This is a genomic window from Paraburkholderia sp. Tr-20389 (genome assembly GCF_017104565.1).
Lineage (GTDB): Bacteria > Pseudomonadota > Gammaproteobacteria > Burkholderiales > Burkholderiaceae > Paraburkholderia.
In genome coordinates this window covers 12,709-28,426 of record NZ_JAAGPD010000020.1, presented here as the reverse complement: position 1 = coordinate 28,426, position 15,718 = coordinate 12,709, and the positions used below count along the sequence as shown (strand labels likewise).

Genomic DNA, 15,718 nt, shown 5'->3' with positions numbered 1-15,718 from the left:
TCTGTGCGTGCATCCTGCCCTGAATCTCCACGCTCTGGCAAGGCATCCCGCCGCTCCACTCCGTACCGGAAATCATCAAACCATCTGTACAGGTACTGTACTGGCTTCGCTCGTTACACTATCGCAAATCTCGAATCACTTTGCGGAGCCGTCCATGACCCTCGACACCCTGAGCGCCAGCGCCCTGCCCGCCGGCATCCTGTTCGCACTCGTCACGACCATCACACCCGGACCGAACAACACGATGCTGCTCGCATCGGGCGTCAACTTCGGCTTTCGCCGCACGCTGCCGCATATTCTCGGGATCAGCGCGGGCGTCGTGCTGCTGATGCTGTCGGTGGGTTTCGGACTCGGCGAAGCGTTCCGCCGTTTCGAAGTGCTGTACACGGTGCTCGAAGTGCTGAGCGTCGCGTATCTGCTGTATCTCGCGTGGAAGATCGGCACGTCGGGCGAAATGCAGGTGAAAAGCGGCGAGCGCCGGCCGATGCGCTTTCACGAAGCCATCGCGTTCCAATGGATCAACCCGAAGGCCTGGATGATGGTGCTGACGGCCGCGACGACCATTCATCTGAGCGCCGACTACGGCACCAATGCGTTGTTTATGGCGCTGGTGTTCTATGTGATCGGCTTGCCGTGCATCTGTCTGTGGGCCGCGTTCGGCACGGCGATGCGCCGCGCATTGTCGAACCCCCTGTGGTTGCGCACGTTCAACATCGCGATGGCGCTGATGCTCGTCGCGACGCTTTATCCGATCGTGTTGCGTCTGTTCGCATGATGCGGCGGCCTGGAGTTTTTCTCTCCAGGCCCCGTTTTTTAACCACCTTCCGCACGCGCCAAACGCTTCGAACGTCTGTTTTCCGCCACCGCCCGTTTCGGGTTTTACCAGTAGAATGAGGACGATATAACCCTGTCCTCGCGAGCGGGCTCCGCGCTGTCCCCAACCGGCATATCGGCCGGCTCTCGACGCCTCCCGGGCTTGATAATTGCTCCAAGACCACGGTTATCCCCGAGCAGATTTCACCGGTGCGCACGCGTCGCGCCGGTCCCGCCATTGACAAGCGCAGACCGCAAGGGTCGGAGGCGTTGCACACATGGACGCACAGGATTCGCCGGAGCGCGCGCGCGGCCGCCGGCAGCAGCATTACGACAGCGCGTTTCTACCCGAAAGCGACGATCAGCAGGCACGTCATTACAACTGGGTGCAGATTTGCCTTATCTCGGCGATGGGTCTGGCCGTCGGCGTGATGGGCACGGCCGCCTATGTGATCTGGTTCAGCCGCGATCAGGTGGCGTATGCCGAGGCCATGCAGTCGGCCCGGCGCCCGCTGCCGACCATGGCCACCAGCGCCGCCGCCGACCTGAACATTCCCAATCATGCCGCCGTGCCGACGAGTGCCGTGTCGGGCCGCGTGATACCAGCCGATCCTGCGCAGAAGCCCACGTCATCGACTGACAGCAGCCTGCTCGCCGCAGCACAGGCAGCCGACGACGACACCGACGCCGACGTTGCCGACGACTCGCCGCAAGGCGCGCGCGCCGCGCCAGGGCCCAATTCCGCAGCCGCCCGCGCCGACAAGGGCAAGCAGCCGGGCAGCGCGAACCACCACGCGCAACGCACGAAGCCGAAGGAAACGTTCGTATCGCGGCTGACCGCGATGTTCCGCAAAGTCGGCTATCACGGCCGTCCCCGCGATCCCAACGCCGATCCGTATTCGCATCCCTAAACCTCTCGGCGTGAAGCGAACCGTCACGCCGATCCGCCCAGCCAGCCCGCGATGGCGCCCGCAGCCGATCGCGGTCGGCGCGATCGCCCTGGCGTGTCTCGTCGCCGGCCTGCTGTATATCGCGGTGCAGGTGCGCGCGCTCTACTCCGATCACTTTCAGCAGCAGTACGCATCGCTCGTGCTGGAGGCCGTCGCGCGCGCCGATAACGCGCTCGATTCCGCGAGCCTGCTGAAGCGCATCCCGCTGTCGAAACGGCCTTCGGATACAGCGTCGAGCGGCATCGACAAACGGTATCGCCAGGCGCTCGACGAACTCGACACGCGCATTACCGAACTCGATGCGCTGATCGGCTCGAGTCCTGTTCCCGCGCCGCGTCTGCCGCAGGCCGATGCCACGGCGAAGAGCCTCGACGAACTGCAGCAGTCGCTCGACGCCACAGCCGACTACTGGCGCACCCGCCGCGACGCGATCAGCACCGATGTACACCGCCGTACGCTGCGCGTCGCAAGCGTGCTGGCGGTGCTGACCGTCGTGGTGACGGGCGCGCTGCTCGCGGCGCTCGTCGTGTTCGCGCGGCGGCATCGGCAGCTCACCGGGCTCACGCATCGGTTCCAGCACGCGGCACAGCATGACGCGATGACGGGCCTGCCGAATCGGCAGCAACTGCTCGCGCGGCTCGACGGGATCGCTGTCGGGCCGGCGCCCGAGCCTTGCGCGCTGCTCTATATCGACCTCGACGGCTTCAAGCAGGTCAACGACACGCTGGGCCACGGCGTCGGCGACGAGTTCCTGGTCGCGCTCGCCCAGCGCTTCCGTCAGTCGTTGCGCCCCAGCGATCTGGTCGCGCGGATGGGCGGCGACGAATTCGCGGCGCTCGTGTCGGGATACGGCGGCGACGCGGAACTCGTGGGCATCGCCACGCGGCTGATGAACTGCGTCGGCGACACCGATGCGCGAATGGGCCTCGGACTGGTACGCGCGAGCGTCGGCATTGCCACGTATCCCGACCGCGTCCCCGATCACCGGCTGCTGGTCGCCGCCGCCGACGGCGCAATGTACGAAGTGAAGCGCCACGGCAAAAACGGCTATGCATTCGCCATCCCGCCCGTTTCACAATCTCCGCCGATCCCGCCCGCATGATTCGCACGCAAAAACCGTTTCCACCCGGTCGACTCAGGCGCTAAATCGCGCTGCAGCAGCACGTCTGTGCTCTTTCGTTTGAAACTGAAAATGGCAATCAACTTCCGGCCTGCGCTGCCGTTATAAGGGTGCAGCAAGGTGACGGCGGCGGCAGCATGCGCGCTGTCTTTTATGAACGGTCGAGTTGAAGTGCATCAGGCGACAGCCAACAGCCAGTGATGAACACCGCGCCCGCAGCAAGATCGCAAACAGGCAGACTTCGCGCATTTCTCAAGCGCTTGCAGCCGCGCGGCCCCGGCAATGCGCCGCACCGCGCATTCATTCTGCTGCCGGCGCTGACGGTGCTGATTCTCGCCGTGCTGTGGGTCACGATCCTGATGCGTCTGCGCATCGAGAAAGCATCCGTCCTGCACGACGCGCACGTCGCGGCCCGCACGGTGGCGAGCGCACTCGACACCCACACGCTGAAAACGATTCACGACGTCGACGCGATCGCGCTGCTCGTCAAATACGGCTACGAGACTTCGCCCGATACGTTCGATCTCAAGAAATACCAGGCATACGGCCTCATTACGGCGGACACAGCGCTGCAAGTGACGCTCGCGGGCGCGGACGGTCACGTGATCGCGTCGACGATTCCGTTTACCGGCTCGATCGATCTCAGCGACCGCAAGCACTTCCGCGTGCATCGCGAGCGCGCCGACGTGGGTCTCTTCGTCAGCGACCCGCTGGTCGGGCGGATTTCGCGGCAGTGGTCGATCCAGGTGACACGGCGCATCAACCGCCCGGACGGCAGCTTCGGCGGCGTCGTAATCGTGTCGGAGAATCCCGCGTGGCTCACGGATGGCTTCTACACGAGCGCCGCGCTCGGCGATCACGGGATGATTGCGGTGCTGTCGGGCCGCGGCTCGATGCTGTCGCGCCGCGCGGGCGATGCGCCGAGCCGCACGGGCGACACCTTGCCCACGCGCTACATCGATCCGCACATGAACGACGAACTGTTCGTCGATCCGATCGATCATGTGGAGCGCATCGTCGCGACCCGCGAGGTCAAGCGCTACGGGCTCACGGTGATGGCCGGCCTGTCGCTCGCCGAAGCGCTGGACGATTACTACAAGATGCGCCGCGTCTACGTGACGATGGCGAGCGTGATTTCGCTGATTCTCGTCGGGCTGTCGACGTGGATCGCCGCGCTGATCCTGAAGCTGCTCAAAGGCAGGGAACAGTTGCATCGGCTCGCGCATACGGACCGGCTCACGGGCCTGTCGAATCGCGGCTGCATCATGGATCTGCTCGACGAAGCCGTCGCCGCGCCGGATGCCGTCGGCCGAGTCGCGGCGATCTTCGTCGACCTCGACCGCTTCAAGGAACTCAACGATACGTTCGGCCACCACCTCGGCGACACGATTCTTGCCGAGATCGCCCGGCGCCTGAGGGATGTCGCGCAGGGGCGCGCGCAGACGGGACGGCTGGGCGGCGACGAGTTTCTGGTCGTCAGCGCGGATGGCGAGGCGTCGGCGCGGATCATCGCAGAAGCGATCACGGCGGCGCTCGAATCGCCCGTCACCGTGCACGGCCATGCGTACCGCGTCTGCGCGAGTCTCGGCATTGCGGTGCTGCAACCGGGCGAGCGCGCGGCCGATCTGGTGAAAGCCGCCGATCGCGTGATGTACGACGCGAAAGAACGCAGCCGCGCGAGCCGTGCGCCGTCGGTAACGAAGGCGCTGGTCGCGTGATGCGGACATAACACGACAAAAGGCATTCGGCGCCCCGCTTCGATCGAAATCCGAAGCGGAACGAACGAATGCTCGAATTCAGGGAGAACGGCTCAAGCTTTTCGGCTTGCGGTCGTTAGCGAATCGTATGGAAAAGAAACTTGCACAACGCATCGTCAGCTCCGCGCATCGCGCGGCGGAAGCGATTGCCAACGCCCGCACCGACCTTCCCGAACTCCAGCGGGATCAGCTGTACAGCCGCGTCTTCATCGGGCTGCTGGAGGACAACGTCGGTGCGGAAAACATCTCCGAACTGATCGACGCGCTCGCGAGGCCGTGAGACCCGCGGCATCGCACACGCTCAGCCGCGTCCCACCCGTTCGATGAAGCGCCACAGCGCATCGTCCGTCGAATGCGGGACATTGAAGCGGAACCATGCGCTCGGCGCATCGTCGGGACGGAAATAGGAGCCCGGCGCGAGCCAGATGCCGTCCGCCAGCGCCGCCGTCGCGATCTCGCCCGCGCGCTCGGGCGCAATGGGCAAACGTGCAAGCAGGAACAAGCCGGCGCGCGGCCGGTGAAACGCTTCGAGCCCGAGCGCATCCAGCCGCTCCTCGACGACGGCATGCGCGGCGCGCAGCCAGTCGTTGACCTGCTCGACGTGCCGCGCATAGCGCCCTTCGTGCAGCACCTTGTCGACGATCCGCTCGATCGCCTCCGACGAAGTCAGCCCCACCGCCATCTTCGTACGCGCCAGTTCGCGCAACACGTCACGTTCAGCGACCACATAGCCGCAGCGCAACGCGGGCGTCACCGTTTTCGAGAAACCGCTGATGTACAGCACGCGCCGCAAGCCCTCCATCGCCGCGAACATCGGCGCGCCGGGCAACGCGAGTTCGCGGCTCACGTCGTCCTCGATCACCCACATGCGGTTGCGCTCGGCAATCTGCAGCAGCCGGAACGCCGACGCCATCGCGTAGGTCGCGCCCGTCGGGTTCTGCAACGTCGTGTTGACGAAAATGGCCTTGGGCCGATGCTCATCGACGATTTTCTCGAGCACGTCGGTATCCATGCCCGCCGGCGTGCGCGGCACGCCGATCACGGTCAGGCCCGCGAGCTTGAGGATCTGCAGCAGATTGCAGTAGCCCGGATCTTCGACGACTACCGTATCGCCCGCGCGCAGCAGCGTGCGCACGATCAGGTCGAGCGCCTGAGTCGCGCCCTGCGTCAACAGCACGTTCGACACATCGACGGGCAAACCGCGCCCGTCCATCTGCTCGGCGATCTTCGCGCGCAGCGGCGCGAAGCCATACGGATGTCCATAGTCGCCGAGACGCACGGCTGGCACCCGGCTCATCGCGCGAAACGCGTGCTGCATGCCCGTTTCGTTGATCCACTCGCTCGGCAGCCAGCCGCCGCCCGCCTTGATCGGCACGGAGTGGTCGGCGAACACGTCGGACAGCAGCCACGTCGCGGTGAGACTGGGCGGTTGCCAGTCAACGATGCTCGCATTCGAGGTCCGCGCACGCGGCGCAACGCGATAGCCGGAACCGCGCCGCGCGGTCACGAGTCCCATCGATACAAGCCGGCTGTACGCCTCCGTCACAGTGAACGTGCTCAGCGAGTGCGACTGCGCCAGCTGCCGGACGGACGGCAACAATGCGCCGGCGCGCAGCGTCTGGCGGTCGATTGCATGCGCGAAGCCTTGCACGACCTGCTCGACGAGCGTCGGTGCGGCACGGCGGTCACGGTCCAGTTCGAGTTCGATCATGCGGGTTCATCCGGAGGAAGCTGGCGATGCCCGGCCAATGCCAGCACAGTTGATGCAATTCGACCAGCACAGTTAGCAGCGCAGTGACGCAACTGTTTATGTCCGTCATTTAACCTCGGACGCTACAGTTTCGCTACCCAATCGAGGAGAAACCCATGACTTCGCGCCCCGTGATCGACGATCTGTCGAACTTCTGGATGCCGTTCACCGCCAACCGTCAGTTCAAGGCCGCACCGCGCCTGCTGGAATCGGCGAAAGGCATGTACTACCGCTCGACCGACGGGCGCGACGTGCTCGACGCGTGTGCGGGCCTGTGGTGCGTGAACGCGGGCCACGGCCGCGACGAGATCGTCGCCGCGATCCAGAAGCAGGCCGCGACGCTCGACTTCGCGCCGACGTTCCAGATGGGCCACCCGCTCGCGTTCGAAGCGGCGGCGAAGGTCGCGGAGTTGATGCCTGAAGGGCTCGACCGAGTGTTCTTCACCAATTCGGGTTCGGAATCGGTCGACACCGCGCTGAAGATCGCGCTCGCCTATCACCGTGCGCGCGGCGAAGGTCAACGCACGCGTCTGATCGGCCGCGAGCGCGGCTATCACGGCGTCGGCTTCGGCGGCATTTCGGTCGGCGGCATCGCGCCGAACCGCAAGACGTTCTCGGGCGGCCTGCTGCCCGCCGTCGATCATCTGCCGCACACGCACAATCTCGAACAGAACGCGTTCTCGAAGGGCCAACCGGCCTGGGGCGCGCATCTCGCCGACGAACTCGAGCGCATCGTCACGCTGCACGACGCATCGACGATCGCGGCCGTGATCGTCGAACCCGTCGCAGGCTCGACGGGCGTGCTGATTCCGCCGCAAGGCTACCTGCAGAAGCTGCGTGACATCTGCACGAAGCACGGCATCCTGCTGATTTTCGACGAAGTGATCACGGGTTTCGGCCGACTCGGCGCAGCCACGGCCAGCGAATACTTCGGCGTGAAGCCCGATCTGCTGACGATGGCGAAGGCGATCAACAACGCCGCTGTGCCGATGGGCGCTGTCGCCGCGAGCCGCACGGTGCACGACACGATCGTCAACGCGGGCGCACAGGGCGCGATCGAGCTGTTCCACGGCTACACATACTCGGCACACCCGCTCGCGGCTGCCGCGTGCGTCGCGACGCTCGACCTGTATCGCAGCGAAGGTCTGTTCGAACGCGCGGCACAACTCGCGCCGAAGTTCGAGGCCGCCGCTCACGCGCTGCGCGATGCGAAGCACGTGAAGGACGTCCGCAATCTCGGCATGGTCGCGGGCGTCGAACTGGAGCCGCGTGACGGCGCGCCCGGCGCACGCGCGTACGAGGCGTTCGTCAAGTGCTTCGAGGCAGGCGTGCTGATCCGCTTCACGGGCGACATCCTGGCGTTCTCGCCGCCGCTGATCATCGACGAAGCGCAGATCGAACACGTCTTCCAGACGGTGCGCAACGCGCTGGCTTCGATTCAGTAAAGCAGTTCGCATCACACGCCGCTGCGCGCGATACCGTGCGCAGCGGCGTTTTTTTGCCTGCTCGTTTCCGCCTGTTCCTGCTGATGGCTAGTGATGCGTGCGCGCAGCCCGCGTATGCGCAGCCTTCTTCGCAGCAGTCGAGCGGGCCGCCGCGCCCTTCGTCGCAGCCGCCTTTTTCGCTGCCGCCGAGCGGCTTGCAGCCGGACGCTTCGCGGCGGCCGTCTTCGTCTGCTTCGACAGCGCTTCCTTCGATGCGCCGCGTCCGCTTTCGCGTTTCAGCACGGCCTCGGAAACACGCGAGCGCTTCGCCGTCGTTTCGCTGCTCGGCTTGCGCGCCGCTGTCTTCTTGCCCGTCGTCTTCGCGACAGCCTTCTTCGCCGCCGTGCGCTTCGCGGCAGGCGACTTATGCTGGCCCGCAGCCGAATCGGCAGCGGCCTTCTTGCGCGTGCCGGCGCTCGTCGTCCCTGCCTTCGGCTGCTTCAACGCGACCCCCGCACGGCGCGCCTTCGACAGACCGATCGCAATCGCCTGCTTCGCGGATCTGACGCCGTGCTTGCCTTCGCGCACGTGATCGATCTCTTCCTTCACGAACTCGCCGGCCTGGGTGCCCGGCGACTTGCCGGCACGCTTATCGGCGGCGGCACGCTTCATCGTTGCTTTATCCGGCATGACAGTGCTCCCGTATGACTGTTGGCCTCCGTAGCGCAGCAACGGCCGTGCCGCGTCCCGCGCCTGACGCAACAGAGGCTGCGCGATGCGCGCATAGCGTCTATGGTTTACGGGAAGGGCGAGCGATCAGGCCACCATCCAGCGACCTTGCATGGAAAGGGAGACGCTTCATGAACACACCGACAGTCAGGGCAGGCGCGCATATCGAAGGCATACACTGGGTCGCGGAGTACGCGGAAGCGATACACGAGATCCGCATCTTCCGCGAAGGTCAGGAAGTGGACGTGCATGACGCGCCATCGACGCTCTTCGGCGACGAAGAAAACGCCGGCTCGAAAAGCTGCGCCGACCATCGCGCAGCGGAGGCAGCCGTGCTCGCCTATCTGCGGCACTTCGTGGCCGAACACGACGCCGAGGAATGACGCGGCACACGCGATGAAAAAAGGCCAGCCGCGCTGGCTGGCCTTTCGTTCGACTGCGGCGCGCGCCGCTTACTCTGCGGGACGCAGCTTCTTCACTTCGGCGTCGGACGGCTGCACGCTTGCACCGTCGATATAGCGATACGACGTCATCACGCCCTTGCCGTCTTTCAACGCGGTGACGCCGACGAATGCACCCATCGTCGACTGGTTGTCCTGCGGGCGATAGGTGATCGGCCCGAACGGCGTATCGACATTCAGGCCCTTGAACGCGGCCGCCAGCTTGTCGGGATCGGTCGAACCGGCCTTCTTGATGCCGTTCGCAATCGACATCAGCGCCGAATAGCCGACCACCGATCCGAGACGCGGATAGTCGTGATACTTCGCCTGATAGTCCGCGACGAACTTCTTGTTCGCGGGCGTATCGACGGAATACCACGGGTAGCCCGTCACGATCCAGCCGACGGGCGCTTCCGCGCCGAGCGTGTCGAGATAATCGGGCTCGCCCGTGAGCAGCGAAACCACGCTGCGGTCCTTGAAGAGGCCGCGCGTATTCCCTTCGCGGACGAACTTGCCGAGGTCCGCGCTGAACAGCACGTTGAAGATCGCGTCGGGCTTCGCGTCGGCGAGCGCCTGCACGGTCGCGCCCGCGTCGAGGTTGCCGAGCGGCGTCGCCTGTTCGGTAACGAACTCGACGTCGGGCTGCGCAGCCTTCAGCAGTCTCTTGAACGTCGCAACCGCCGACTGGCCGTATTCATAGTTCGGATACACGAGCGCCCAGCGCTTCTTCTTCAGCTTCGCCGCTTCGGGCACGAGCATCGCCACCTGCATGTAGGTGGAAGGACGCAAACGGTACGTGTACTTGTTGCCGTCGGCCCAGACGATCTTGTCGGTAAGCGGCTCCGCGGCGAGGAAGAACATGCGCTTCTGCTTCGCGAAGTCCGTCAGCGCGAGTCCCGTATTCGACAGATAGCCACCGAACAGCAACTGCACCTGCTCACGCGCGATCAGCTCCTGCGCGACGCGGATCGTGTCGCCGGGGTTCGCGTTATCGTCGCGCGACACCACTTCGAGCTTCTTGCCGAGCACGCCGCCCGCCCCGTTCACCTGATCGAGCGCGAGATTCCAGCCGTTCTTGTAAGGCACGAGAAAAGCGGGCTGTGCCTTGTAGCTGTTGATTTCGCCGATCTTGATGGTCTGCTGCGCGGATGCGCCGGGCGCCGCGAGCGACACACCGAGGGAAACCGCCAGCGTAGCGGCGATGCGGGAAGTCCATGCTGCGCGCGAGGTCATGCGTCACTCCGTTTATTGTCGGTTGATTGGTGCAGCGGCGCGGGCCGCCGGACGGTGCTGCATCGTACCGGAGTTTTGCGCGTGCACCTGGAAGCGTGGCATGCGCTCGTGCTGCCGCAGACCATTAAACGCCCAGGTGCGCGCGCCGGACGACATCGTCTTGCGCGAGTTCGCGCATCGTGCCGCTGAAACGGATCTGGCCTTTTTCGAGCACGTACGCGCGGTCACTGACCAGTTCGGCGAAATGCAGGTTCTGCTCGGACAGCAGAATGGACAGACCCTCGCGCTTCAGTTCGAGAATCATGTTCGCCATCTGTTCGACGATCACGGGCGCGACGCCTTCGGACGGCTCGTCGAGCAGCACCAGATATGGATTGCCCATCAGCGTGCGCGACACGGTGAGCATCTGCTGCTCGCCGCCGCTCATCTGGCCGCCGGGACGCTTCGGCATTTCGCCGAGATTCGGGAACAGTTTGAAGAGTTTCTCCGGCGTCCACGACGGCGCGCCTGCACGCGGCGGCTGGCGGCCGGTGTGGAGATTTTCCATCACCGTGAGTCCCGCAAACACGCGGCGGTCTTCGGGCACGTAGCCCAAACCCATGCGCGCGATGCGATGCGGCGGCAGCATGGAGATGTCCGCGCCATTGAAATGGATCGCGCCTTCGCGGCGCGGCATAAGGCCCATGATCGACTTCATCGTCGTCGATTTGCCCGCGCCATTGCGGCCCATCAGCGCGACCACTTCGCCGCGCCTTACTTCGAGACTCACGTCGAAGAGGATGTGGGCGCGCCCGTAGTACGCGTTCAGGCGTTCGAGTTGCAGCATCGGTGCGTTCATTCGAGTGACCCCGCGCGGCTTTCACGCGATAACGTCGCGTGCGGCTGGAATGTCTTGCCCGTGCCGAAGTAGACGGCTTGCACGTTCGCATCGTTGCGTATCGTGTCCGCGTCGCCTTGCGCGATCAGCTTGCCGCGCGCGAGCACGATCATCCGGTCCGCACTCGCGAACACGACGTCCATGCTGTGCTCGGTGAACAACACGCCGATGTGGCGTTCGACGGCAAGGCGCTTCGTCAGCGCCATCAGGTTGCTGCGCTCCTGCGGCGCCATACCCGCCGTCGGCTCGTCCATCAACAGCAGCTTCGGACGGTTCGCGAGCGCGACGGCCATTTCGACCCGCTTCACATCGCCATACGCGAGCACACTGCAAGCGCGCTGCGCGTGCGTCGCCATGCCGACCTGATCGAGCAGCGCGAACGCTTCATCCTCGAAGTGCGATGCGGCACGTTTCCACAAACCGTACAGCCGCTTTTCGCGCGAGACGAGCGCCATCTGCACGTTCTCCAGCACGGTCATCGAGTTGAAAGTCGCCGCGACCTGAAACGTGCGGCCGACGCCGCGCCGCCAGATATCGCGCGGACGCATGCCGACGAGTTCGTGTCCGTCGAGCATCACGGAGCCGCGCGTGGGACGCAGTTGTCCGTTGACGATGTTGAAGCACGTCGATTTGCCGGCGCCGTTCGGGCCGATCAGCGCGAGGAGTTCGCCGGGGTTCACGTCGAACGACACGTCGTCGACGGCTTTGACGCCGCCGAACGACATCGACAGATTCGATACGCGCAGCAGGCTCATTGCAGGCCTCGTTCTGCGCGGGTGTCATCACGCTCGAAACGCTCGCGCACGAAGCCGACGATACCCTGCGGAAACGCGATCACCAGTAGCAGGATCGCGGCGCCGAGCAGCGCCTGCCAGTAGTCCGTCTGCCGCGCGACGGCGTCCTGCAGCCACGTGAACAGCGCTGCGCCCGCGACGGGCCCCGTCAAGGTCTGGATGCCGCCGAGCAGCACCATCACGAGACCGTCGACGGAACGGCTCACGCTGATCACTTCCGGCGAGATCGTGCCTTTCGAGAACGCGTACAGCGAGCCTGCGAGTCCGCAGAACAGCGACGCGATCACGAATGCGGCCCACTGCACGCGCTTCGTATCGATGCCGATTGCTTCCGCGCGCAACGCCGAATCGCGCGACGCGCGCATCGCGTAGCCGAGCGGCGAGAACAGCATGCGACGCAACAGCCACACGCCGAGCACCGCGCACGCCAACGTCAGGTAGTAGTACGCAATGGGCGACGACAGCCAGTTCGACGGCCACAAACCGAGAATGCCGTTGCTGCCGCCCGTCACGTCGTCCCACTGATACACGACCGACCACACGATCTGTGCGAACGCGAGCGTCAGCATCGCCAGGTACACGCCTGACAGCCGCACGCAGAACGAGCCGAACACCAGCGCGCCAAGCACGGCGAGCAGAGGGCCGAGCACGAGCGCTGCTTCCATCGGCAGATCGAGCACTTTCAGAAAGAGCGCTGCGCCGTATGCGCCGAGGCCAAAGTACGCGGCGTGACCGAAGGAGTGCATGCCGCCCGGTCCCATGATGAAGTGCAGGCTCGCGGCAAACAGAACGGCGATCAGGATTTCGACGAACAGCACGGGCATATAGGGAAACGCGTTCGCCGCAAGCGGCGCGGCGATGAGCATGGCGAGCACGCAGGCGGCAAGCACTTTGAGCGGTTTGCCTGCGGGCTTCAATGGTGCTTCGGGCGCGGTGGCCGCGCGCACGGCCGATGTGGGACGTCCGAGCAGACCCCACGGCCGCACGACGAGCACGATAGCCATCACGACGAACTCCGCGACGAGCGTGAAGCGGCTCAGCGACAGGTCGATGCCGAACAGCGACACGTGTCCGATGCCGATGCACAGCGCCTTGATCTCCGCGATCAGCAGCGCCGCGATGAATGCGCCGGGAATCGAGCCCATCCCGCCGACCACGACGACGACGAACGCGTTACCGATGGTCTCGAGATCGAGCGAAAGATTCGCTGACATGCGCGGCCCTTGCAGCGCGCCGCCCAATCCCGCGAGAAACGCGCCGACGAAGAACACGCCCGTGAAGAGCCACGCCTGATTGATGCCGAGGGCGCCGAGCATCTCACGGTCCTGTGTCGCTGCGCGGACCAGCGTGCCCCAGCGGGTTTGTGTCAGTGCGTACCAGAGCGCGAGCAGCACGAGCGGGCCGATGATGATGAGGGCGATGTCGTAGGTCGGAAGTTGATGGCCGAGCAGTTCGATTGCACCTGCGAGGTGCGGGGCGCGCGGGCCGAACAGGTCTTGCGGGCCCCAGATCGCGAGTGTGGCGTCGCGGAAGATGAGTACGAGGGCGAAGGTTGCCAGCAGGTGGAAGAGTTCGGGCGCCTTGTAGATGCGGCGTAGCACGATGAATTCGACGAGTGCGCCGAGGGCTCCTATCGTCAGCGCGGAGGCTATCACCGAGAGCCAGAAGCCCGTTGTCGTTGCGCCGAAGCGGCTCGTGATGGTGTAGGCGACATAGACGCCTAGCATGTAGAACGAACCGTGCCCGAAGTTGACGATGCGGGTGACGCCGAAGATCAGCGACAGCCCCGCCGCGACGAGGAAAAGCGCCGAGGCGTCGGCGAGTCCGTTGAGCAGTTGGACTAGCAGGTTGGGGAGCATTTTTTTGCCTGCGGCGCTTGGGGTTGGTTGTTGATGGGGTGCAGGTATACCCGAAATGTTGGTGGTGTGCAGGTGGTTTTTTTGGTCTGCGGGTTCTGCTGCGCCGGCATCCGCGTTATGCCTTCGTGGTTCAGGCGTTGCCCCTGTGCGGGGCGGCACTCACTTTCTTTGCCGCCGCAAAGAAAGTAAGCAAAGAAAGCGGGCTAACACCGCCAGTGCTAGTCATTGCCTGCGGGCCCCCAGCCGGTCCCGCACTCCAAACGGCAACACGCTTTTTTCCGCCCGTTGCCAACGCCGTGAACAGGCGCATCACCCACTCCATTCATCCGTAGCGCAGCCAGCGACAGCGAATGGTTTGCGCCGCCCAGGTGGCAAACTGTGTGTAGGTTGTCGCGCCGCATGCGTTTGCGATCCTACGACACCGATCCCGTTTGTCAGTCCGGAGTGGTGCGTTGACGTCGCGACAGCCAATACATAGTTTGCCACCTGGGCGGCGGTGAACGTCTGGTAACGCAGGCCGTGACGCAGGAATGTGAAGTGGGGGATGCGAATCGAAGAACGCTGGCAACGAGGATGGATTAGCTCGATGCCGCGTGGAGTGCGGGACCCGTCGGGGGCCCGCAGGCAGGAACAAGAATTGGCGGTGTGAGCGGCTTTCTTTTGCCTACTTTTCTTTGCCGCTGCAAAGAAAAGTAGGTGCCGCCCCGCACAGGGGCAACGCTAGCAAACCAGAGACACAGCGCGGATGCCAGCGCTAAAACAGCGCAAACCCTCAGGCGCCCGCAGCCTCGTCTTGCTCTTTAAAAATCTTATCAGCGAGATGAAAAGCAGAATTAGCCGCGGGCACACCGCAATAAACAGCAGTCTGCAGCAAAACCTCTTTAACCTGCTCGCGAGTAACCCCATTATTCCGCGCAGCGCGGAGATGCAGCGCAAGCTCCTCGCCGCGATTGAGCGCGACCATCATCGCAATGGTCAAAAGACTCCGCGTATGCCGCGGCAACCCTTCTCGCGTCCAGATCTCGCCCCACGCATACCGCGTGATGAAATTCTGAAACTCCTCGGTAACCTCGGTGCGGTTCTCCAGCGAACGATCCACATGCGCATCGCCCAGCACCGCGCGGCGCACCTTCATGCCCGCTTCATATCGTTGATCGTCGTTCATCGCTGCCCCTTCAGGAAATCGACCACCGTCTTCGTGAACGTATCCGCCACCTCGATGTTCGAGATATGCGATGCATCCAGTTCGACATAACGCGCGCCCGGAATCGCGGCGGCCAGTTCGCGCCCTTGCGCAGGCGTCGCAGCAAGATCGTGCGTGCCGGAGATCACCAGCGCCTGCGCCTTGATACCAGGCGCCTCCGGCCGCAGATCCGTCGCGTTGATCGCTTCACAGTTCAGCGCGTAACCTTCCTTGTCGGTGTGCACGAAAACATCGCGCACATAGTTGAACACGAGCGGCTCGCGTGCGATGAACTCCGCCGTGAACCAGCGCGGCAGCACAGCATCCGACAACGTCAGCATGCCTTCCGTACGCGCCCGCGCCGCGCGCGGCACCCACACTTCCGGCGAGCCGATGCGCGCCGCCGTATTGCACAGCACGACGCGATCGATACGGTCCGCGTAGCGCGCCGCGAGCCCGATGCCCGTCAGCCCGCCCATCGAGATGCCGCAAAAATTCGCGCGCGAAATCTTCAACGTGTCGAGCAGACCGATCACGTCGCCCGTCAGCTGTTCGATCGAATACGGTCCCTTCGGCGCTTCCGAATGACCGTGGCCACGCGTGTCGTAACGCAGCACGCGGAAATGCTTCGCGAATTCCGCGACTTGCGGCGTCCACATCGACAGATCCGTGCCGAGCGAATTCGACAGCACGAGCCACGGCGCATTGCCATGACGGTCGCCGTCGATCCGGTAGTGAAGCTCGATGCCATTGACTGCGGCGTAAGGCATTCCTTTACTCCTGATGTTG

The 15,718-nt window shown here is 64.5% G+C and carries 15 protein-coding genes; 7 read left to right on the top strand and 8 right to left on the bottom strand.

Features of this window, described 5'->3' with window-relative positions; translation table 11 throughout:
• The first annotated feature begins 154 nt into the window (after positions 1–154).
• From G3N95_RS19935 to G3N95_RS19915, 5 genes are all read left to right on the top strand, one after another.
• Positions 155–775 carry a LysE family translocator gene (locus G3N95_RS19935; protein WP_205971785.1) on the top strand — a complete coding sequence of 207 codons (621 nt, stop codon included), beginning with the start codon at positions 155–157 and terminating at the stop codon, positions 773–775.
• A 316-nt stretch (positions 776–1,091) separates the two neighbouring features.
• Positions 1,092–1,724, top strand: a complete 633-nt coding sequence (locus G3N95_RS19930) for a hypothetical protein (protein ID WP_205971784.1) — start codon at positions 1,092–1,094, stop codon at positions 1,722–1,724.
• 10 nt (positions 1,725–1,734) lie between these two features.
• On the top strand, positions 1,735–2,865 hold the full coding sequence (locus G3N95_RS19925; RefSeq protein ID WP_205971783.1) for a GGDEF domain-containing protein: 1,131 nt from the start codon (positions 1,735–1,737) through the stop codon (positions 2,863–2,865).
• Between the two features lie 278 nt (positions 2,866–3,143).
• On the top strand, positions 3,144–4,601 hold the full coding sequence (locus tag G3N95_RS19920; protein ID WP_241018737.1) for a diguanylate cyclase: 1,458 nt from the start codon (positions 3,144–3,146) through the stop codon (positions 4,599–4,601).
• 127 nt (positions 4,602–4,728) lie between these two features.
• Positions 4,729–4,920, top strand: a complete 192-nt coding sequence (locus G3N95_RS19915; RefSeq protein WP_205971781.1) for a hypothetical protein — start codon at positions 4,729–4,731, stop codon at positions 4,918–4,920.
• A 21-nt stretch (positions 4,921–4,941) separates the two neighbouring features.
• Here G3N95_RS19915 and G3N95_RS19910 read toward each other — a convergent pair whose 3' ends face one another.
• Positions 4,942–6,351, bottom strand: coding sequence for a PLP-dependent aminotransferase family protein (locus G3N95_RS19910; RefSeq protein ID WP_205971780.1), 1,410 nt, complete (start codon positions 6,349–6,351; stop codon positions 4,942–4,944).
• Positions 6,352–6,506: 155 nt separating this feature from the next.
• On the opposite strand from G3N95_RS19910, the gene G3N95_RS19905 reads away from it, so the two are divergent.
• Positions 6,507–7,835 (top strand): aspartate aminotransferase family protein, encoded by a 1,329-nt coding sequence (locus tag G3N95_RS19905; RefSeq protein WP_205971779.1) that lies wholly within the window; start codon positions 6,507–6,509, stop codon positions 7,833–7,835.
• 87 nt (positions 7,836–7,922) lie between these two features.
• On the opposite strand, the gene G3N95_RS19900 is transcribed toward G3N95_RS19905, so the two are convergent.
• Positions 7,923–8,504, bottom strand: coding sequence for a DUF6496 domain-containing protein (locus tag G3N95_RS19900; RefSeq protein ID WP_205971778.1), 582 nt, complete (start codon positions 8,502–8,504; stop codon positions 7,923–7,925).
• 170 nt (positions 8,505–8,674) lie between these two features.
• Between G3N95_RS19900 and G3N95_RS19895 the strand changes: the two genes are divergently transcribed.
• Entirely contained in the window at positions 8,675–8,926 is a 252-nt protein-coding gene (locus G3N95_RS19895; RefSeq protein WP_205971777.1) for a hypothetical protein, read from the top strand.
• A gap of 69 nt (positions 8,927–8,995) precedes the next feature.
• On the opposite strand, the gene G3N95_RS19890 is transcribed toward G3N95_RS19895, so the two are convergent.
• The 6 genes from G3N95_RS19890 to pcaD all read right to left on the bottom strand — a co-directional run bounded on the left by G3N95_RS19890 (position 8,996) and on the right by pcaD (position 15,699).
• Positions 8,996–10,216, bottom strand: a complete 1,221-nt coding sequence (locus G3N95_RS19890) for an ABC transporter substrate-binding protein (protein ID WP_205971776.1) — start codon at positions 10,214–10,216, stop codon at positions 8,996–8,998.
• Positions 10,217–10,340: 124 nt separating this feature from the next.
• Positions 10,341–11,054: an ABC transporter ATP-binding protein gene (locus G3N95_RS19885; RefSeq protein ID WP_205971775.1), complete on the bottom strand. Its 714-nt coding sequence runs from the start codon at positions 11,052–11,054 to the stop codon at positions 10,341–10,343.
• On the bottom strand, positions 11,051–11,848 hold the full coding sequence (locus tag G3N95_RS19880) for an ABC transporter ATP-binding protein (protein ID WP_205971774.1): 798 nt from the start codon (positions 11,846–11,848) through the stop codon (positions 11,051–11,053). The genes G3N95_RS19885 and G3N95_RS19880 overlap by 4 nt, the downstream gene beginning before the upstream one ends.
• Positions 11,845–13,746, bottom strand: a complete 1,902-nt coding sequence (locus tag G3N95_RS19875) for an ABC transporter permease (protein WP_205971773.1) — start codon at positions 13,744–13,746, stop codon at positions 11,845–11,847. The genes G3N95_RS19880 and G3N95_RS19875 overlap by 4 nt, the downstream gene beginning before the upstream one ends.
• 772 nt (positions 13,747–14,518) lie before the next feature.
• Entirely contained in the window at positions 14,519–14,911 is a 393-nt protein-coding gene (pcaC, locus tag G3N95_RS19870; protein WP_205971772.1) for a 4-carboxymuconolactone decarboxylase, read from the bottom strand.
• Positions 14,908–15,699, bottom strand: a complete 792-nt coding sequence (pcaD, locus tag G3N95_RS19865; protein ID WP_205971771.1) for a 3-oxoadipate enol-lactonase — start codon at positions 15,697–15,699, stop codon at positions 14,908–14,910. Before pcaD ends, pcaC begins: the two co-directional genes overlap by 4 nt.
• Positions 15,700–15,718: the final 19 nt, after the last annotated feature.